Annotated in this window: 20 protein-coding genes and 1 pseudogene; 13 read left to right on the plus strand and 8 right to left on the minus strand. The window is 67.4% G+C overall.

Annotated elements, in window-relative coordinates:
• Positions 1-17 precede the first annotated feature (17 nt).
• The 4 genes from rpoN to TSH20_RS08940 all read left to right on the plus strand — a co-directional run bounded on the left by rpoN (position 18) and on the right by TSH20_RS08940 (position 3,570).
• Positions 18-1,634 (plus strand): RNA polymerase factor sigma-54, encoded by a 1,617-nt coding sequence (gene rpoN / locus TSH20_RS08925; RefSeq protein ID WP_109074396.1) that lies wholly within the window; start codon positions 18-20, stop codon positions 1,632-1,634.
• A 152-nt stretch (positions 1,635-1,786) separates the two neighbouring features.
• Complete coding sequence (gene raiA, locus TSH20_RS08930; RefSeq protein WP_109074397.1) at positions 1,787-2,377, plus strand: ribosome-associated translation inhibitor RaiA; 591 nt, start codon at positions 1,787-1,789, stop codon at positions 2,375-2,377.
• A gap of 35 nt (positions 2,378-2,412) precedes the next feature.
• A complete protein-coding gene (gene ptsN / locus TSH20_RS08935; RefSeq protein ID WP_109074398.1) occupies positions 2,413-2,871 on the plus strand; it encodes a PTS IIA-like nitrogen regulatory protein PtsN in 459 nt (152 codons plus the stop codon).
• Between the two features lie 153 nt (positions 2,872-3,024).
• Entirely contained in the window at positions 3,025-3,570 is a 546-nt protein-coding gene (locus TSH20_RS08940) for a Uma2 family endonuclease (protein WP_109074399.1), read from the plus strand.
• Positions 3,571-3,729: 159 nt separating this feature from the next.
• On the opposite strand, the gene ubiG is transcribed toward TSH20_RS08940, so the two are convergent.
• Complete coding sequence (gene ubiG / locus TSH20_RS08945) at positions 3,730-4,524, minus strand: bifunctional 2-polyprenyl-6-hydroxyphenol methylase/3-demethylubiquinol 3-O-methyltransferase UbiG (RefSeq protein WP_247871208.1); 795 nt, start codon at positions 4,522-4,524, stop codon at positions 3,730-3,732.
• Positions 4,525-4,707: 183 nt separating this feature from the next.
• Between ubiG and TSH20_RS08950 the strand changes: the two genes are divergently transcribed.
• The 4 genes from TSH20_RS08950 to TSH20_RS08965 all read left to right on the plus strand — a co-directional run bounded on the left by TSH20_RS08950 (position 4,708) and on the right by TSH20_RS08965 (position 10,445).
• Positions 4,708-5,943 (plus strand): aspartate kinase, encoded by a 1,236-nt coding sequence (locus TSH20_RS08950; protein ID WP_109074401.1) that lies wholly within the window; start codon positions 4,708-4,710, stop codon positions 5,941-5,943.
• 53 nt (positions 5,944-5,996) lie between these two features.
• The gene (locus TSH20_RS08955; RefSeq protein WP_109074402.1) at positions 5,997-7,082 is read left to right on the plus strand and encodes a nitronate monooxygenase; all 1,086 of its coding nucleotides are present in this window, start codon (positions 5,997-5,999) and stop codon (positions 7,080-7,082) included.
• Between the two features lie 2 nt (positions 7,083-7,084).
• Positions 7,085-9,403, plus strand: a complete 2,319-nt coding sequence (gene ptsP / locus TSH20_RS08960) for a phosphoenolpyruvate--protein phosphotransferase (protein ID WP_109074403.1) — start codon at positions 7,085-7,087, stop codon at positions 9,401-9,403.
• A 232-nt stretch (positions 9,404-9,635) separates the two neighbouring features.
• Complete coding sequence (locus TSH20_RS08965) at positions 9,636-10,445, plus strand: transglutaminase family protein (RefSeq protein WP_109074404.1); 810 nt, start codon at positions 9,636-9,638, stop codon at positions 10,443-10,445.
• Between the two features lie 19 nt (positions 10,446-10,464).
• On the opposite strand, the gene TSH20_RS08970 is transcribed toward TSH20_RS08965, so the two are convergent.
• On the minus strand, positions 10,465-10,833 hold the full coding sequence (locus TSH20_RS08970; protein WP_199231917.1) for a hypothetical protein: 369 nt from the start codon (positions 10,831-10,833) through the stop codon (positions 10,465-10,467).
• A 4-nt stretch (positions 10,834-10,837) separates the two neighbouring features.
• Positions 10,838-11,077 (minus strand): hypothetical protein, encoded by a 240-nt coding sequence (locus tag TSH20_RS08975; RefSeq protein ID WP_109074405.1) that lies wholly within the window; start codon positions 11,075-11,077, stop codon positions 10,838-10,840.
• A gap of 95 nt (positions 11,078-11,172) precedes the next feature.
• Here TSH20_RS08975 and TSH20_RS34590 point away from each other — a divergent pair, with 95 nt between their 5' ends.
• The gene (locus tag TSH20_RS34590; protein WP_146205348.1) at positions 11,173-11,415 is read left to right on the plus strand and encodes a hypothetical protein; all 243 of its coding nucleotides are present in this window, start codon (positions 11,173-11,175) and stop codon (positions 11,413-11,415) included.
• 167 nt (positions 11,416-11,582) lie between these two features.
• On the opposite strand, the gene TSH20_RS08980 is transcribed toward TSH20_RS34590, so the two are convergent.
• The gene (locus TSH20_RS08980; protein ID WP_109074406.1) at positions 11,583-12,182 is read right to left on the minus strand and encodes a hypothetical protein; all 600 of its coding nucleotides are present in this window, start codon (positions 12,180-12,182) and stop codon (positions 11,583-11,585) included.
• Between the two features lie 99 nt (positions 12,183-12,281).
• Here TSH20_RS08980 and TSH20_RS08985 point away from each other — a divergent pair, with 99 nt between their 5' ends.
• On the plus strand, positions 12,282-12,923 hold the full coding sequence (locus tag TSH20_RS08985) for a Crp/Fnr family transcriptional regulator (RefSeq protein ID WP_247871207.1): 642 nt from the start codon (positions 12,282-12,284) through the stop codon (positions 12,921-12,923).
• A 127-nt stretch (positions 12,924-13,050) separates the two neighbouring features.
• Positions 13,051-13,302 (plus strand): hypothetical protein, encoded by a 252-nt coding sequence (locus tag TSH20_RS08990; protein WP_109074408.1) that lies wholly within the window; start codon positions 13,051-13,053, stop codon positions 13,300-13,302.
• 76 nt (positions 13,303-13,378) lie between these two features.
• On the opposite strand, the gene TSH20_RS08995 is transcribed toward TSH20_RS08990, so the two are convergent.
• The 4 genes from TSH20_RS08995 to TSH20_RS09005 form a co-directional block, all read right to left on the minus strand.
• Positions 13,379-13,570 carry a hypothetical protein gene (locus tag TSH20_RS08995; protein ID WP_109074409.1) on the minus strand — a complete coding sequence of 64 codons (192 nt, stop codon included), beginning with the start codon at positions 13,568-13,570 and terminating at the stop codon, positions 13,379-13,381.
• A 30-nt stretch (positions 13,571-13,600) separates the two neighbouring features.
• On the minus strand, positions 13,601-15,307 hold the full coding sequence (locus tag TSH20_RS09000; protein ID WP_158281973.1) for a cbb3-type cytochrome c oxidase subunit I: 1,707 nt from the start codon (positions 15,305-15,307) through the stop codon (positions 13,601-13,603).
• Positions 15,308-15,326: 19 nt separating this feature from the next.
• A complete protein-coding gene (locus TSH20_RS34915) occupies positions 15,327-15,953 on the minus strand; it encodes a cupredoxin domain-containing protein (RefSeq protein ID WP_158281974.1) in 627 nt (208 codons plus the stop codon).
• A 102-nt stretch (positions 15,954-16,055) separates the two neighbouring features.
• Positions 16,056-16,394 carry a hypothetical protein gene (locus tag TSH20_RS09005; protein ID WP_146205347.1) on the minus strand — a complete coding sequence of 113 codons (339 nt, stop codon included), beginning with the start codon at positions 16,392-16,394 and terminating at the stop codon, positions 16,056-16,058.
• A 329-nt stretch (positions 16,395-16,723) separates the two neighbouring features.
• Between TSH20_RS09005 and TSH20_RS09010 the strand changes: the two genes are divergently transcribed.
• Together TSH20_RS09010 and TSH20_RS09015 are read left to right on the plus strand one after the other, a co-directional pair.
• The gene (locus TSH20_RS09010; protein WP_146205346.1) at positions 16,724-17,083 is read left to right on the plus strand and encodes a hypothetical protein; all 360 of its coding nucleotides are present in this window, start codon (positions 16,724-16,726) and stop codon (positions 17,081-17,083) included.
• A 146-nt stretch (positions 17,084-17,229) separates the two neighbouring features.
• Positions 17,230-17,698, plus strand: a pseudogene (locus tag TSH20_RS09015) (Spy/CpxP family protein refolding chaperone); the annotation flags it as partial.

Genomic DNA, 17,698 nt, shown 5'->3' on the forward strand with positions numbered 1-17,698 from the left:
GTCCCGGTTCCACAGCCATGGCGCTTGCTCAACGTCTCGACCTTCGACAAGCCCAGACACTGGTGATGACGCCGCAGCTGCAGCAGGCCATCAAGCTGCTGCAGCTGTCGAACATCGAACTGTCGGACTTCGTCGACCGCGAGATCGAGCAGAACCCGCTGCTGGAGCGCGACAGTGGCCCGAGCGACGGCGGCAGCGACCCCGTCGGCGACGGTGCCGGCGGCGAGGCGCCGGGCGGGCTGGATGGCCCCGGCGGCATGGAGGCGAACGGCCTCAGCGTCGACGGGCTGAACGGCCGCGACGACGGGCCGGCGCTGGCGCCGACCGACGGGCGCACCCGCGACACCGTGGAGATGACCTCGTCGGACACGATGGCCTCGTCGTCGGAGGCGCCGCTCGACACCGATTTCGAGAATGTCTATGGCGACGACCGCTTTTCCGACGGCTCGGACGGCGGCAGCGAGGTCTACGGCTCCTATGGCGAGCGCGGCGGCCGCAGCGGCTTCGACGATGACGACAGCAACCTCGAAGCGACGCTGACCAGCGAAAAGAACCTGCGTGACCATCTGACCGAACAGCTGAAGATCGACCTGCCCGACCTTGGCGACCAGCTGATCGGGCTGGCCCTGATCGACATGCTGGACGAGGCCGGCTGGCTGGTCGGCTTCGACGCCCAGTCGATGGCCGAACAGCTGGGATGCGACGTGGAGCGGGTGGAGCGGGTGCTGGCCGCCTGCCAGCGCTTCGACCCGCCCGGCATCTTCGCCCGGTCGCTGAAGGAATGCCTGGCGATCCAGCTGCGCGAGAAGAACCGGCTCGACCCGGCGATGGCGGCGCTGCTCGACAATCTGGAGCTTCTGGCCGCGCGCAACCTGCCGGCCATCATGAAGGTCTGCGGCGTCGATGCCGAGGACGTCGCCGACATGGTCGTCGACATCCGCAAGCTGAACCCGAAGCCGGCGCTGGCCTTCGACCACACGCCGGCCCAGCTGGTCACCCCCGACATCCTGATGCGCGCCAATCCCGGCGGCGGCTGGCTGATCGACCTGAACCCGGACACGCTGCCGCGCGTGCTGGTGAACCACCGCTATTTCGCCCGCATCTCCGACAGCGCCCGCAACAAGGCCGACAAGGAATACATCTCCGAACGCTTCCAGTCGGCGAACTGGCTGGTGAAGTCGCTGCATCAGCGCGCCACCACTATTTTGAAGGTGGCGAGCGAGATCATCCGCCAGCAGGATGCGTTCTTCATCCATGGCGTCTCGCACCTGCGACCGCTGATCCTGCGTGACATCGCGGAGGCCATCGGCATGCATGAGAGCACCGTCAGCCGCGTCACCACCAACAAGTTCATGGCGACGCCGCGTGGCGTCTTCGAGCTGAAATACTTCTTCACCTCCGCCATCCAGGGTGCGGACGGCCAGGCTTCCCATTCCGCGGAAGCGGTTCGGCACCGCATCAAGACCATGATCGATGCGGAAAAGCCGGAAGACGTGCTGTCCGACGACAAACTGGTGGAGATTCTCCGTGCAGAAGGGATCGACATTGCGCGGCGGACGGTCGCGAAGTATCGTGAAGCTATGAAAATACCGTCATCGGTGCAGCGACGACGTGCCAAGATGTCACGCATGTAGGCGGGTCGGGCGGGGGAGGGCTCGATTGACAGTCCGGTGACCCTTGCTTATCGTCCCGGCCCGCAAGCGGCGGACCAGCATCTTCGAACCCGGCATCTTAGAACGTCGTGTCTACACCGTCCCCAGCGGACCAATATTGGAAACGTTCCACCATGCAACTCTCCGTCAAAGGCAAGCAGCTCGATGTGGGCGACGCTCTGCGCACCCATGTGGCCGATAGCCTGAACGCCGTGGTCGGCAAGTACTTCGACAAGCCGATCGAGGCGAATGTCGTCCTGACCAAGGACGCGCATCTCTACAAGGCCGACATCCAGGTCCATGTGGGCCGCGGCATCGTCCTGCAGAGTGCCGGCGACGCCACCGAACCCTACCCGGCCTTCGACATTGCCTGCGAGAAGCTGGCCAAGCGCCTGCGCCGCTACAAGCGCCGCCTGCGCGACCACCACGCCGCCGAGAACGGCGCCGCCGTCCCGGCCAGCTACCGCGTGCTGGAAGCCGAGACCGAGGAGCATCACGACGAGGTCGAGGCTTCCGCCGACGGCGTCGCCAACCCGATGGTCGTCGCCGAGATGGAGACGAGCATCGCCACCCTGTCGGTCAGCGAGGCGGTGATGCGCCTTGAACTGGCGCAGGCCCCCGCCCTGATGTTCCACAACGGTGCGCATGGCCGCCTGAACATGGTCTACCGCCGCGCCGACGGGAACATCGGCTGGGTCGATCCGGCGGAGAAGGCCGGCGCCTGACGGCGCCGACCCGTCCTCCTGGTCAAGAAGCGTCCATGCTCGACCTCATCTCTCCGCACGCCATCCTCCCGAACCTGAAGGCCGGCAACAAGAAGCAGGCCCTGCAGGAGATGGCGCGCAAAGCGTCCGAGCTGACCGGTCAGCACGAGCGGGCGATCTTCGACGTGCTTCTGGAGCGCGAAAGGCTGGGCACGACCGGCGTGGGCCATGGCATCGCCATCCCGCACGGCAAGCTGTCCAGCCTGGACCGCGTCCATGGCGTCTTCGCCCGCCTGGAGCGGCCCATCGATTTCGACGCGATCGATGAGCAGCCGGTCGATCTGATCTTCCTCCTCCTCGCCCCGGAGCAGGCGGGAGCCGACCATCTGAAGGCACTCGCCCGCGTCTCGCGCCTTTTGCGGGACCAGTCCATGTGCGAGAAGCTGCGCGGAGCCGAATCCGGCGACGCGATGTACGCGCTCCTGACCCAGCACGAGCCGACCCCGTCCAACTGACGGGCCGCCGGTGAGGGGCACAGCATGCCGAAAGGGCCGCCGCACGGGATCGTGCGCGGCCCTTTTTCTTTTGCGGCGGATGCACCAAGTGGAGTGGGGCCGGGTGGGCTGGTACACTTGCTCTGAGCCAGTTTTTTGACGGGGGCCACGGTCATGGGAAACGCGCAGCGCCGACCCTGGATTTCGCCGCAGGACTATCTCGCCGCCGAACGGAGCGCCGAGGTGCGGCACGAATATGTCGACGGTGAGATCTTCGCCATGGTCGGGGCGAGCCGCCGTCATGCGACCATCGTCGGCAACCTGTTCGTCGCCTTGCGGCAGGCCGCCCGCGCCCGTGGATGCCGAGCTTACGCCAATGACGTGAAGGTGCGGGTCGAGGCGGCGAATGCCTTCTACTATCCCGACCTCGTCGCGACCTGTGCCGGTGGCGACGACGACCCCTATGTCGTCAAGGATCCGGTGCTGGTCGTGGAGGTGCTGTCCGACAGCACCGAAGCCATCGACCGCCGCGAGAAGCGGACCAACTACCAGAAGATCCCGTCCCTGCGGGAAATCGTTCTGGTCTCCCAGAGCGAGCGTCTGGTCGAGGTCTACCGCCGCGAGGGCAGCGGCTGGACCGTCGATGTCGTGTGCGATGGTCCGGTCATGCTGGCGGCGCTGGACCTCTCTCTGCCGCTGGACGCTGTGTACGAGGATTAAGGGTAATCGGCGCCTTTAAAACCGCATCTCTCTCGGCCATCATCCCCGCGAAGGCGAGGATCCAGGTATCCGGCTCAAGCGCTTGAAACGGCTGGATTCCCGCCTGCGCGGGAATGACGGTCGAGATGAAGCGTCGTCAGCTTCGGGCGGATGGTGCCCTCACCCCCGCTCCGCCCACCCCATATAATTGACGTCCAGATCGCGCGCATTCAGCCGGAACTCGTCGCTCAGCGGGTTGTACGTGATGCCGGTCAGGTCGCGTACGCTCAGCCCGTACGTGCGTACGGCGGCGTTCAGTTCGGACGGGCGCAGGAACTGGCGCCAGTTGTGGGTGCCACGCGGCAGCCAGCGCAGGATGTACTCCGCCCCGACGATGGCCAGCGCGAAGGATTTCGGCGTGCGGTTCAGCGTCGCCAGGAACAGGACGCCGCCGGGGGCCAGCAGGTCGGACAGCGACTTCAAGAACAGGGGCACGTCGGCGACATGCTCGATCACCTCCATCGCCAGAACCACGTCGAACTTCTCGCCGCTGGCGGCCAGAGCCTCGGCGGTGGTGGCGCGGTAGTCGACGGCCGTGCCGGTCTCGGCGGCGTGGGTGGCGGCGGTCTTGATGTTCTTCTCCGACGCATCGACGCCGACCACCGTGGCGCCCATCCGCGCGATCGGTTCGGCCAGCAGGCCGCCGCCGCAGCCGATATCGACCACGCGCAGGCCCGACAGCGCGTTGGGCGCCAGCGGGTCGCGGCCCAGCCGCTTGCACACCTCATCGCGGATATAGGTCAGGCGCAGCGGGTTCAACCGGTGCAGCGGCTTGAACTTTCCGGTCGGATCCCACCATTCGGCGGCGATGGCGGAGAAGCGGGCGACATCCTCCGGGTCCACGGTTCCGCCACCGATTCCACCAGCGGGGGCGGTTGCGGACGCGTGCGGGAAGGCGGAGGATGAGGCGGTCATGGTGAAAATCCGTAAACTGTGAGGCGGGACGGGTGCGGGCAACTTGCCTCGCTTCCACCGACGGAGTATGGATACGCCGCCCCGCGCCGGCAACGGTGGAGCGGGGGTGCGCTCAGCCGACCCGCATGATCCTGATGGCATGATCCAGATGGCATGACCGGGCGGCCAGATATGGTGTGAGGTATGGCGCGGATCGTCCTGAAGTTCGGAGGCACGTCGGTCGGCGACATCGACCGCATCAAGAACGTGGCCCGGAAGGTCGAGCAAGAGGTGAAGGCGGGGCATCAGGTCGCCGTCGTCGTGTCGGCGATGTCCGGCGTGACCAACCAGCTCGTCAAATACTGCAACGACATCGACAAGCTGCACGACGCGCGCGAATATGACGCGGTCGTCGCATCGGGCGAGCAGGTGACCTCCGGTCTCCTGGCCATCGCCCTGCAGTCGCTCGGCATTCCCGCCCGCTCCTGGGCCGGCTGGCAGGTGCCGATCCGCACCGACGACACGCACGGCAAGGCGCGCATCGTCTCCATCGACACCACCGAGATGGAAAAGTCCCTGCAGACCGGCGAAGTCGCCGTGGTCGCGGGCTTCCAGGGCGTGTCGGAACAGGGCCGCATCGCCACGCTGGGCCGCGGCGGCTCGGACACCTCGGCGGTGGCGCTGGCGGCGGCGGTGAAGGCCGACCGCTGCGACATCTACACCGACGTCGACGGCGTCTACACCACCGACCCGCGCATCGTCTCCAAGGCGCGCAAGCTCGACAAGATCACCTACGAGGAAATGCTGGAGATGGCCTCGCAGGGGGCCAAGGTGCTTCAGACCCGCTCGGTCGAGATGGCGATGAACCACCGCGTGCGCGTGCAGGTGCTGTCGAGCTTCGAAGCCGCTGCGGGCAGTTCGCTTCCCGGAACCCTGGTTGTTGACGAGGACGAGATCGTGGAAAAGGAAGTTGTTAGCGGCATCGCCTACAGCCGCGACGAGGCGAAGATCACCCTGGTCGGCGTCGCCGACCAGCCGGGCGTCGCCGCCGCCATCTTTGGTCCGCTGACCGACAACGCCGTCAACGTCGACATGATCGTCCAGAACGTGTCGGAAGACGGCAAGTCCACCGACATGACCTTCACCGTCGGCAAGGCCGATCTGGCCCGCGCCGTGAAGGTGCTGGAGGACGCGCAGTCCACCCTGAACTACAAGCGCATCATTTCCGATGCCAACGTGGTCAAGGTGTCGGTCATCGGCGTCGGCATGCGCAGCCATGCCGGCGTCGCCCAGCGCATGTTCAAGGCGCTGGCCGACAAGGGCATCAACATCCAGGTCATCTCGACCTCCGAGATCAAGATTTCGGTCCTGATCGCCGAGGAGTATGCGGAGCTGGCGCTGCGCGCCCTGCACACCGCCTACGGCCTGGACGCCGCCTGAGCGCAGGTGGCGACCCGGGTGCCGGGGATCGCAACAGCAGGGGAGGGCCGGCCATGACCGACGCCACATCATACGCGGCGGCAGCATCGGCCCGGCTCGACCGGCTCTGGAAACGGGGCCGGGAGTTCCTCGGCACCCGCACCGCCGTGATGGGCGGAGCCATGAGCTGGGTGTCCGAACGGCACCTGGTCTCCGCCATCTCCAACGCCGGGGGCTTCGGCGTTCTGGCCTGCGGCTCCATGGCCCCGGACCAGCTGGCGGTGGAGATCGCCGGCACGCGGGCGCTGACCGACAAGCCGTTCGGCGTCAACCTCATCAACATGCACCCGGCGCTGGACCAGCTGATCGACGTCTGCCGCGAGCAGCGCGTCGGCCATGTGGTCGTCGCCGGCGGCCTGCCGTCCGGCGCCACCCTGCGCCGCATCAAGGACGGCGGGGCCAAGGCGATGGCCTTCGCGCCGACGCTGACCGCCGGCCGGCGGCTGGCGAAGCACGGCGCCGACGCGCTGGTGATCGAAGGAACCGAGGCCGGCGGCCATATCGGCCCGGTCTCCACCACCGTGCTGGCCCAGGAAATCCTGCCCGAGCTGCGCGAGGTGCCGGTGTTCGTCGCCGGCGGCGTCGGCCGGGGCGAGACGATCCTCTCCTATCTGGAACTGGGGGCGGCCGGCGTGCAGGTCGGCACCCGATTCGTCTGCGCCACCGAATGCGTGGCCCATCCCAATTTCAAGCAGGCCTTCATCCGGGCGTCGGCCCGCGATGCTCAGCCGTCGGTGCAGATCGACCCGCGCTTCCCCGTCATCCCGGTGCGGGCGCTGGCGAACGAGGCGTCCAAGCGCTTCATGGAATTCCAGCGCGACGTCATCGCCAGGGTCGATTCCGGCGTCATGAGCCGTGACGAAGGCATGCTGGAGATCGAGCATTTCTGGGCCGGGGCGCTGCGCCGCGCGGTGATCGAGGGCGACGTGGAGAACGGCTCCCTGATGGCCGGGCAGAGCGTCGGGCTGGTCACCCGCGAACAGCCGGTGGCCGACATCCTGGCCGAATTGATCGCCCAGGCGGAATCGGCACTGGCCCGGCGGACGATGGATGAGGCATCGTTAAGCCTGATGGCGGAGCCGCCCGTGGGAGCGCTGTAGCGATGACCGACACCCTCGACACGGCAACCGGTGGCGGCGGTATGGAGGGGGGAATGGACGTCCGTTTCGACGGCACCTCGTCGCGCCGGCTGCTCGCCCGGCTGCGCGATATCATGGCCGGGTCGGGGTCGGGGCAGGACCGGCTGGACAAGATCGTCACGCTGATCGCGGCGGAGATGAAGGCCGACGTCTGCTCCTGCTACGTCATGCGCGCCGGCGAGGTGCTGGAGCTGTTCTCCACCGAGGGCCTGAACAAGACCGCCGTCCACAACACCCGCCTGCGCGTGGGCGAGGGCATCGTCGGCTACATCGCCGGCCACGCTCGCCCGGTGGCGCTGGACAATGCGCCCTCCCACCCCAGCTTCGCCTACCGCCCGGAAACGGGGGAGGACCCGTTCCAGTCGCTGGCCGGCGTGCCGATCCTGCGCGGCAGCAAGGTGCGCGGCGTGCTGGTGATCCAGCACAAGGACCGCCGCCGCTATGTCGAGGAGGAGGTGGAAACCCTCCAGACCATCGCCATGGTCGTCGCCGAGCTGGTGGCGCAGAGCGAGCTTGTCAATCCGGTGGAGGTCACCACCACCGGCGATCCCGTGCTGCTGCCGGCCCGCCTGTCGGGCACGGCGATGAGCGCCGGGTTGGCCATCGGCCTTGCCGTCATCCACCGGCCGCAGCTGACCGTCCGCCAGATGGTGGCGGAGGATGCCGATGCCGAACTGGAGCGGTTCAACACCGCGCTGCAGACCATGCACAGCGCCATCGACGACCTGCTGGAAGCGGCGTCGCTGGCGGGCCTCAGCGAACCGCGCGACATCCTGGAAACCTACCGGATGTTCGCCGAGGACCGCGGCTGGCTGTCGCGCATCCGCGAGGCGATCCGCGTCGGCCTAACGGCGGAGGCGGCGGTGCAGCAGGTGCAGAACGACACCCGCGCCCGCATGAGCCACCTGACCGATCCCTACATCCGGGAACGGTTGATGGATTTCGAGGACCTGACCAACAGGTTGCTGCAACATCTGGCCGGCAAGACCACCGGCACCGACAGCGCGACACTGCCGGACGACATGATCCTGGTCGCCCGTTCCATGGGGCCGGCGGAACTGCTGGATTACGACCGCACCCGCCTGCGCGGCCTGCTGCTGGAGGAAGGGTCGCCGGCCAGCCATGTCTGCATCGTCGCCCGCGCGCTGAACATCCCGGTGGTGCAGGCGGGCGACGCGCTGAACCGGATCGAGCCGCTGGACCAGCTGATCGTCGACGGCGACCATGGGCAGGTCTTCATCCGCCCGGCCGAAGACATCCAGATGGCCTTCGGCGAAGCGGTGGCGTTGCAGCACCGCAAGGAGCAGATGTATGCGGAGATCCGCAAATTCCCGTCGGTGACGCGCGACGGGGTGCCGATCTCCATGCATCTGAACTGCGGCCTGCTGATCGACCTGCCGCACCTGACCGCCAGCGGGGCGGAGGGCGTCGGGCTCTACCGCACCGAAATCCCCTTCATGGTCCGCGCCTCCTACCCCGACGTGAAGGCGCAGACCGATCTCTATTCCCGCATCATGGACGAGGTCGGCGAGAAGCCGATCGTCTTCCGCACGCTGGATGTGGGCGGCGACAAGATGCTGCCCTACATGACCGGCGGCGAGGAGGAGAACCCGGCGCTGGGCTGGCGCGCCGTGCGCATCGGGCTCGACCACCCGTCGCTGCTGCGCCAGCAGTTGCGCGCCCTGCTGCAGGCCGCCGCCGGCCGGCCGCTGTCGGTGATGTTCCCGATGATCGCCGAGGTGGCGGAGTTCGACGGCGCCCGCCGCCTGCTGGAGCTGGAGCTGAAGCGGCTGGCCGCCCAGGGTATCGAGCCGCCCAGCAGCCTGCGTGTCGGCACGATGCTGGAGGTGCCGTCGCTGTTGTGGCAACTCCCGGCATTGCTGCCCAAGCTGGATTTCCTGTCGGTCGGCTCCAACGACCTGACCCAGTATCTGTTCGCCGCCGACCGCGGCAACCCGCGCACCTCGACCCGCTACGACCCGCTGTCGCCGTCGATGCTGTGCGTGCTGCGCCGGCTGGTCGACGAATGCGCCCGGCACAAGGTGTCGCTCAGCATCTGTGGCGAGATGGCCGGCCGGCCGCTCGACGCCATGGCGCTGATCGGCGTCGGCTTCCGCACTTTGTCGATGTCGCCGCCATCGGTCGGTCCGGTGAAGACCATGCTGCGCTCGCTCGAGGTGGCGGCGTTGCGGGATTACATGAGCGGGCTCTACACCGGGGCCGACCACAGCCTGCGCGACAAGCTGAAGACCTTTGCCAAGGACCATGGCGTGATCATCTGAGGGACTGTCGCCCGGGCCACGCCAGCCTGTCGCAAAGTAAAAAAGGCGGCGCCGGTATGGCGCTGCCTTTTTCATGGGCCGCTCTTGCTGAAAAAGAAGGCGGAGAAATAGAAGGAGCAGTCAGAGGGTGCCGGCGTAATCCATTCGCGCCGCGATCCGAGGTGAAGCAAAATCACGAAAACGTGAAGAAGTGCGCGCGAAGCCTGATATGCTTTTTCATCGGAGGGCCTTCATGCGCATTCGCCTGGGTTACCGGCTGAATTTCAGCTTTCCCGCCCCCACACCGATGATCGTGATGCTGAACGTGCATTACACGCGCGTCGGCGATCTGGAGCGGCCCGACCACATCGTCACCAGCGTACCGGCGCCGATCCAGGGCTATCGCGACAGCTTCGGCAACTGGTGCAGCCGGCTGGTCGCGCCCGCCGGCCCCGTCACCATCAGTGCCGACAGCATCATCCGCGACAGCGGCGCGCAAGACCCGGTGAACCACGGCGCCGTGCAGCACCGCGTGGACGAGTTGCCGGCCGACACCCTGCTGTTCCTTCTGGGAAGCCGCTATTGCGAGACCGACGTCCTGTCGGACGAGGCTTGGCGGCTGTTCGCGGGCACCCCGCCGGGCTGGGCGCGGGTCCAGGCGATTTGCGACTTCGTCCACGGGCATGTGACGTTCGGCTACGAGCATTCGCGCCCGACGCGGACCGCAGCCCAGACCTATGCCGAGAAGCGCGGGGTTTGCCGCGACTACGCCCATCTCGCCATCGCCTTCTGTCGCGCCATGAACATCCCCGCGCGCTACTGCACCGGCTATATCAGCGACATCGGCGAGCCGCCGCCCTATGCGCCGATGGATTTCGCCGCCTGGATGGAGGTGTATCTGGGCGGCCGCTGGCATGTCTTCGATCCGCGGAACAACGCTCCCCGGATCGGGCGCATTCTGATTGCACAGGGACGCGACGCGGCCGACGTGCCGCTCACCCACACCTTCGGTCCCAATACTCTGACGGAATTTCAGGTCTGGACCGACGAGGTGACCGCCTGATCCGCGTCCTTCCTTTCGTTTATGCCTGGCCCACCGCCACTTGGGCCGCTACTTGGGCCGCCGTGGCGTCCAGTGCCGGGGAGGATGGCGGGACGGGCGTACGGGCCCGTTCGCGTCGCGGAAGCTGTGCAATCCGGTGCAAATCCGTTACCCAGGGCGACGGGTAGCTGTCGGTGCCGAAGACCCAGACGGCATCGACGACGCCATCCGGCTTGCGCAGCAGCACGCGGGCGTCGTGGCCGTCCTTTCCGGCTTGGTTGGCGGCCTGCACCGCGGCGATCAGCGCGCCGGCCTGTCCACTGGGGAAGGGGCCATAGCGCTCCCCCTCGAACCGGATGAACCAGCCGTCCGTTCGGCACGACACGATGTAATGGGCTGAAAGGCTCATAAGATCACTGCTCCTTGAAGGCGGTCGCGCCGGCGGCACGGGCCATGGTGAGACGTGTCAGCAAGGCGCCCCGTGGCAGGCCGGCATGGCCCTGTGGCGGAAAAGCGGGGGGAAGCCGGCCAGCCTCCGTGCCCTGGGGCAGCGGATGCCAGCGGCGCTCGGCATTGGTCCAGCGCAGTTGCTCGCGCAGCAGGTCGGCGCCATGGGGGCATTGCCCCTCGATGGAGTGGAGCGGGGATGTCATGGCCATTCCCCCGGCCGGGATGTCAGAATGAAGAAGGCAAGGCTTGTCCCTGCGTCCATGGGTGCTCTCCGACACTGTTCTCCGACGATGGCCGGATGATCGGCAAGATCGGTGGTCATGCCGTCCGGATGGAGTCACGCCAGGAAAACGCTTCGGATGCACCATCCTCGGCAAAGAGGAAGCAAGCCTGGAGTGGCTTCGGTAAATTTCAAATGGTGATCCGCCGAGAAAATTGCAATGAATGTTTTAAATGTACCGTGAGTTTCTTGGCCGGCCAAATCGAAAGCAAAGGTATTTTTGCCGGGGTTTTATGGGATCATTCTCTGTTTTCATTGTAATTTCCTGTGGAAGACGAGGCTGGTTGTCCGGACATCTGCAGGAGTCCGGACAACCAGCGCGCCTTCGGCCGGCTGCTCCACGCCTGCGTCTGCTGCAACGCCGCGCCGCCGCCGATGCCGCCGCCCTCCTGCCCGAACGCTGGTCTGAACGGGGCGTGATTCTGCCGTCAATGACTGAACTCCCCTCTCGCCATGGCGAGGTGGTGCATCTGGTGGTGGCCTCCCTGGGCCATGATGCCGATGAACCCAAGTCCCCGGATATGGGCCGTCTGCTTCGGGTCGGCGGCGGTGACGGTCAGCGAGACGCCGTTCGGCAAAGGCTCGGCCTTGACGGTCCAGCCGTTCGTGCCATCGATCTCGTGAGCGTGCGCCGGCACCATGCGGCGGATCGCTTCCAGGGTCCGCCCGTCGCCGGTGACGGCATAGATGGCTCCGCCGTCCACCGGGGTCGCAACGGCCGTCGCGTTGAGCGTGACTTCGTTCATGTCGACGAGGTGCCGGCGCAGCGCCTCGATGTCCACCCGGGACCAGTCGGTGGCCGGGTCGGCCTCCAGGATGCGGACGATCTCCTGAATGGTGCCGAAGGCATCCTGGCCGGGCATGGTCGGGACCGGGCCGGATGGCGGCATGGCGGTGCCGGCATGCTGGGTGCCATGATGGGCGGCGTGGTCCATCGGCATCGCGGTCTGAGCCGTGGCGCTCCCAAATCCGATGCCAAGTCCAACGGCGGTGACGAGGGCGAGGGTGGCGGCGGTGCGGATCGGCATGGGATCCTCCTGGTGGGTGACTTCCTCGGACGGTAGCCGGACTCCCTGCGACGCCATATGATTGCAATCATATGGCGGAGAATTCCGGGTGAGGCGGTTTTGGGAAAGCTGGGGGCAAGCGCATGGGTCGGACTCGTCGAACCGCAACGGCTCCATCGCCGATGCCTGAAGCTGGGCGAGGTGTTGTTCCGGCAGGGCGATCCGACCGTGGCGGTGTTTCATGTCGGCCGGGGCCGGGTGCGCCTCGTGCGGCACCTCGAAGACGGTTCGTCGGTGACGCTGCACGTTGCCCGCACCGGTGAGAGTTTTGCCGAGGCCGCCCTGTGGGCGGAGGCCTACCACTGCGATGGCGTCGCCGAGACGCCATCCGAGGTCACGGTGATCCCGAAGCCGGACCTGCTCGCCGCCCTGGAGGACAACCCACAGGCCGCGCTTGCGCTGGCCCGTGGGCTTGCGTCCCATGTCCGCGACCTGCGCAGCCGGCTGGAACTGCGGAACATCCGGTCGGCGCCGGAGAGGGTCGTGGCGTGGCTTCGGCTCCAGGTGTCGGGCGACCCGCCGATGCTGCGGCTCGACCGGCCTTGGACGGAGATCGCCGCAGAGATCGGACTGACGCACGAGGCCATCTATCGGGCCCTGGCCGTCTTGGAGCGCACGGGGCGGCTGGTCCGTGAGAATGGGGTGGTGACGCTCTCCGCCGGTTCAGGAACGATCGAGGAAGCCGCCCGAAAGGATCGGTGACGGACCGAGCGCCGCCGTACCGTTGCCCAGTCGCCAACCGGGGCCGCCCGTGTTGGAATACGGGGCGCCGTTCAGGCGTCGATCAGGCGGCCCGCATTTCCGCGGACCGCGAAACGGGAGGAACACCATGCTCAGGAACGTCGCTTTGGCAGCCGTCTTCGCCGTCGCCCTGACCGGTCCGGCGCTCGCCAACAGCTGTCCCAAACACATGGCCGCCATCGACCAGGCCCTGGCGGCCAACCCGAAGCTGAGCGCTGACCAGATGACGCAGGTGAAGAAGCTCCGCGCCGATGGCGAGACGTTCCATAAGCAGGGCAAGCATGCCGAGTCGGAGGCGACGCTCGCCCAGGCTGAAACCATCCTCGGCATCAAGAAGTGATACAGGGTGCCATGGGGGGCGGAGCGATGCTCATGCCCCCATGGCGCCTCCTTTTGTGGCACCGTCGTGCAGCGGTTCAGCCCCTGGGCGCCTTCCGGCTGACGGCGACCAGCACTCCGGCGAGCCCCAGGAACAGCACCGCGCCGCCGCCCCAGACCCGGACGTAACCGGGCATCCCAAGACTGGGGACCAGGGCGTAGACGGCGGCGAGCACCGCCCATACGGCGGCGATGACGACAACGAGCCAAAGCTCTTCGTTCAGTTTCATGACGGGTCTCCTGCGCTCAGTGGCCGTCGCTCAGTGGCCGTGCCCGCCGCCGATGACGATGATCGGCAGCGACTGGATCAGCTGGAACGCGACGATGGTGAAGACGTACATGGCGGCGACCAGGGCCGCGACCGACAGCGGCCCGGTCCAGGCCGGGGCTGTGCCGACGCCGCGCGATCCGGTCCGCCAGTCGACCACCGGCGCCGGCTCGATCGACGGGCGCAGCGACAGCAGCGTGCGGACGACGCCGTAGACGCTGACCGAGATGGCGAGGGCGAAGATCGTGGCGCCGATGCCGACCAGGGCCATCAGCACCGGCCAAGCGGCCGGGGCCATGCCGCCGTAGCCGACGTCGAAGACCCGGCGCGGCACCCCCATGAACCCGGCGGTGATGCCGGCCGCGCCGAAGATCAGCAGGCCGAGCGTCACGACGGCCGGCATGCGCCGCAGCAGGTCCGGGCGCCACAGGCTGCCTCCGCCGAGTGCCGGCAGGATCACCATCAGCGCGGCCAGGAAGGTCTGGGTCAGCACGCCAACCGCGAAGAAATGGAAATAGCCGGGCACGAAGAAGGTGTCCGACAGCATCGGCGCCAGCTTCTCCTGGATCAGGACGAAGGCGAAGGTGATGCCCAGCATCATGTTCACCACCGCCCAGCCCATGTTCGCCATCACCGGGTTGCGCCAGGGCAGCCCCCGCATCCAGCCGAAGAAGCCGGTGGCGCCGCGCGCCCGGGCGCTGGCTTCCAGCGAGGAGACGATGATGGCGAAGGCCGCCAGCGTCGGCACCGACACGAACAACGACAGCAGCGAGCCGACGACCCGGACGCTCTCCGACAGGGTCGGCTCCAGGAACATGTGGTAGAGGCTGGTCGGCGGCACGAAGACCAGATAGGCGGCGAAGACGATCTTCGACAGGCGCGCGCCATGGATCGACGTCACCCCGGTCAGGTGTTCGCTCAGCACGTACCACACCAGCACGGTCGCCATCAGCGGCAGGTAATGCAGGTTGTGGAACAGGATGTGCCACTCGGTGCCGTGATCGGCCGGGAACGGTCCCGTGCCGAGCGCCCACAGCAGGCCGGGCAGGAAGGCGTTGGTCGCGGCGATCGCGCTGACCACCAGGAACCCCGCCCAGGCGAACAGGGCGAAGCCGATGGAGGTGAACTCGCTGGCCTCGCCACGCAGCCGGGGCTGGAGCACGGTCGCGATGCCGCTGATGGCGGACGCCGCCAGCCCTGCCGAAAGCAGCAGGTAGCCGAGCGCGAAGACCCCGACGGAGCGCGGGTCGTCCGCGGCCAGTTCGGGGCTGCCGTCGTAGAGCAGCGGCGTGCCGGTGGCGGAGATCCACTCGCTGACACCGAAGCCCGCCAGCATCAGGGCGGCACCGAGCCATGCCAATGGGCGCAGGGCGAGGCCTCGGCCGCTCTCAGCCGCCGCCAGCACCAGCAACAGGGCTGCCTGGATCAGGTAGAGCCAATAGAAGAACACGGACACGCCGTGCAGGGTCAGGATGCGGTAGGCGTCGTCCGGAAAGACGGTGAGCGCCCCGGCGCGGGCGAGCGCAGTCACGAAGCCGCCAACCAACCCCAGCACAAGCGCCAGTAGGGCGGCGCCGAACAGCAGCATGAGAAGGGCCTTGTCGGCCGACGGCAGGGAGGCAACCCGAACCGTGAGGCGCGAGGCCGCGAGAGGTGAGGTCGCGCCGGCCGGGGCGAAGGAGGCCGAGAGGGTATCCATGCTGTGAGTCCTCCCCGGGTCAGCCGACGACGATGCGGCCGTGCATGGCGTCATGCGCCTGGCCGCAATAGACGGTGCAGTAGACGAGGTACTCGCCCGGCTTGGTGAAGGTGATCGTCTGCTCGGTGACGACGTTCGGCCGCAGGCGGATGATGCGGCTGGCGGATCCCAGCTGGATCGACGCACCATGCGTGATGTCGTCCGCCATCATGCGGAACCGGTAGGCTTGGCCGGCCTTGAGGCGGAGGATATCCGGGCTGTAGGCGAATTTCTGCGCCATCAGGTAGACATCGACCGGCTCGGCAGACACCATCTCCACACCGTGGTCATGGCCGGCATCGGCATGACCATGGCCGCTATGGGCGTCCGCATCGGCGTGCGGATTCACGCTGCCGTCCTTCTGCGCGTACTTCTGGACGAAGAAGTCGTGCTCGAAGCGGAACTCCTCGGGCGCCATGCCCTCGGCCGCGCCGTGGCCGCCATGGCCGTGTGCGGCGGCTTCCGGAGCGGCGTCCTTGTGTCCGGTGTGTCCGCCGAAGGGAAGCGGGGCGGCGCCATAGGCTGCCCAAGCGCCGTACAGGGAGACGGCGCCGAAGCCCAGCGCGGCGATGAAGCCGCGGCGGGTCGTGAAATGCCTCTCGGACATGATGAGAGTCCTCTGATCGCGTGGTCGGAATCGCTCGCGCACGCCGCCGGTCAGGCGGCGCATGGCCGGGCGTCCGACGCAGGCGTCAGGGCGCGCGGCCGATCAGAGGCTGGTCTTCGGAGGGGGCGTGTCCGGTGTGATGTCCCGGGCGTTCGGGACGAAGCCGGCCCGCGGGTGCCAGGACGCTTCGACCATGGTCACCGGGATGGCGATGCTGTGCCGAACCGGAGCCTCGGCCGCCGGGCAACAGGTCGCCGCGATGGCGAGGGCGGCCTTGTGGTGGCTCTGTGATGGCGCCGAAGGGGGCGGGGTGTGATGAGAGCCATAATGGCCCGTCGAACCGGCGGGCATCTCCACATTCGCCACGGCTCCGCCCGCCGCGCCCATCAGGAGCGCGAAGGCGAACGCCAGAATGGCGAGGATGTGGCCCAACCGCTTCATGCCGACCATTGCTTTGAACGACCCGGATCCGTCCGGGCCGACACAACCATAGTCCCCCCTGTGGGGGGCGGCCATTGATGTCCGTCAACCGACGCCGCCGATCGACCGGCATTGCCATCGAACGCTTTTGATATTGACCCTCCCACCGCTGGAGGGTCGATGTTCGCCTGACGCGGCCGGTCATCGGGACGAACGTGCCGTTGCAGGGACCAGGGAATGGTCTTACGGTTGCGGGAGGGGCCGGTGGGCGCGCAGGTGCCGTCCGGCCTCGGGCAAGGAAGGCAATCACCATGTGGCGTGGGGATTGGTCGACGATGAGGAGAGCGGTGGTGAGCCTGCTGATGCTGGCCACGCTGCTCGTCTACGCCGTGCCGAGCCACGCCGGTCTGCCGCCTCACCAGCACTCCCCGGCGCCTCATGAGGATGCCCTGGTCGACACGCAGGACGATGGTGTCGCCGCGGTGGCAGACCATGAGCACAAGCAGGATCTCTGCAAGCACCTGGGTGTGCGCGGTGACGATGCCTGCTGTAGCGTCATCCAATGCGCGACCATGCACTGCGCCCTCCCCGTCGATGCCGTCGCAGCCTTCATTCCGGCCATTGACCGGGCGGACCATCTGCCGGCCCTGGCCACGCCCGAAGGCGTCGACAGCGACCCCGCACTGCGTCCACCCTCTCTGATCCTCTGACGCCACGAGTCTGTCCGCGTCCGACCTGAGCTTCGGCTCGGCAACGGGTGCCGGTTCCAGTCCTCGTGCGCTCGGCCCTTTTCATCCCGGCGCTCCCGCGTGGAGTCCGACCGGGACGGCTCGAACCATATGATCAGGAGGACGCCATGTCGTCTTTCACCCGCAAGATGCTTCCGGCCTTTGCGCTCGTCGCCATGATGTCGGCTGCCCAGGCCCAGACCGCCGCCACTCCCGACCAGGGCCAGGATCACCAGGCCCACCACCCAGCCGGCGCCACGACCACCCAGGCCCAGCCCGCTCCTGCCCCGACGCCTGCCCAGCCGTCCCAGGGCGGCCAGCCCGCGATGCCCGGCATGATGATGAACATGGACCAGATGCGCCCGATGATGGGCGGCATGATGGGTCAGCAGAGCGGCCAATCCAACATGATGGGGTCAGGCATGATGGAGCAGATGATGCCCATGATGCGCCAGATGATGATGGGCCAGCAGGGTGGCATTAGCGCCATGGGCCTGCCGTTCGAGCATGTCGAGGGCCGCATCGCCTTCCTGAAGGCGGAACTTGGGATCACCGACGCCCAGGCGCCGCAGTGGAATGCCTTCGCCGACACCCTGC

This window comes from Azospirillum sp. TSH20 (assembly GCF_003115935.1).
Classification (GTDB): Bacteria; Pseudomonadota; Alphaproteobacteria; order Azospirillales; family Azospirillaceae; genus Azospirillum.

Excerpts from the sequence above, each read along its gene's own strand:
- rpoN (WP_109074396.1), top strand. The coding sequence starts at position 18 with ATGGCGCTTGCTCAACGTCTCGACCTTCGACAAGCCCAGACACTGGTG.
- TSH20_RS08980 (WP_109074406.1), bottom strand. The coding sequence starts at position 12,182 with ATGCCGATCCGCACCGCCGCCACCCTCGCCCTCGTCACCGCCGTTGGA.
- TSH20_RS34590 (WP_146205348.1), top strand. The coding sequence starts at position 11,173 with ATGATCGGCAAGATCGGTGGTCATGCCGTCCGGATGGAGTCACGCCAG.
- TSH20_RS08965 (WP_109074404.1), top strand. The coding sequence starts at position 9,636 with ATGCGCATTCGCCTGGGTTACCGGCTGAATTTCAGCTTTCCCGCCCCC.
- raiA (WP_109074397.1), top strand. The coding sequence starts at position 1,787 with ATGCAACTCTCCGTCAAAGGCAAGCAGCTCGATGTGGGCGACGCTCTG.
- TSH20_RS08955 (WP_109074402.1), top strand. The coding sequence starts at position 5,997 with ATGACCGACGCCACATCATACGCGGCGGCAGCATCGGCCCGGCTCGAC.
- ptsP (WP_109074403.1), top strand. The coding sequence starts at position 7,085 with ATGACCGACACCCTCGACACGGCAACCGGTGGCGGCGGTATGGAGGGG.
- TSH20_RS08950 (WP_109074401.1), top strand. The coding sequence starts at position 4,708 with ATGGCGCGGATCGTCCTGAAGTTCGGAGGCACGTCGGTCGGCGACATC.
- ptsN (WP_109074398.1), top strand. The coding sequence starts at position 2,413 with ATGCTCGACCTCATCTCTCCGCACGCCATCCTCCCGAACCTGAAGGCC.
- TSH20_RS09000 (WP_158281973.1), bottom strand. The coding sequence starts at position 15,307 with ATGGATACCCTCTCGGCCTCCTTCGCCCCGGCCGGCGCGACCTCACCT.
- TSH20_RS08940 (WP_109074399.1), top strand. The coding sequence starts at position 3,025 with ATGGGAAACGCGCAGCGCCGACCCTGGATTTCGCCGCAGGACTATCTC.
- TSH20_RS08970 (WP_199231917.1), bottom strand. The coding sequence starts at position 10,833 with ATGAGCCTTTCAGCCCATTACATCGTGTCGTGCCGAACGGACGGCTGG.
- ubiG (WP_247871208.1), bottom strand. The coding sequence starts at position 4,524 with ATGACCGCCTCATCCTCCGCCTTCCCGCACGCGTCCGCAACCGCCCCC.
- TSH20_RS08995 (WP_109074409.1), bottom strand. The coding sequence starts at position 13,570 with ATGAAACTGAACGAAGAGCTTTGGCTCGTTGTCGTCATCGCCGCCGTA.
- TSH20_RS08990 (WP_109074408.1), top strand. The coding sequence starts at position 13,051 with ATGCTCAGGAACGTCGCTTTGGCAGCCGTCTTCGCCGTCGCCCTGACC.
- TSH20_RS09005 (WP_146205347.1), bottom strand. The coding sequence starts at position 16,394 with ATGAAGCGGTTGGGCCACATCCTCGCCATTCTGGCGTTCGCCTTCGCG.
- TSH20_RS34915 (WP_158281974.1), bottom strand. The coding sequence starts at position 15,953 with ATGTCCGAGAGGCATTTCACGACCCGCCGCGGCTTCATCGCCGCGCTG.
- TSH20_RS08975 (WP_109074405.1), bottom strand. The coding sequence starts at position 11,077 with ATGACATCCCCGCTCCACTCCATCGAGGGGCAATGCCCCCATGGCGCC.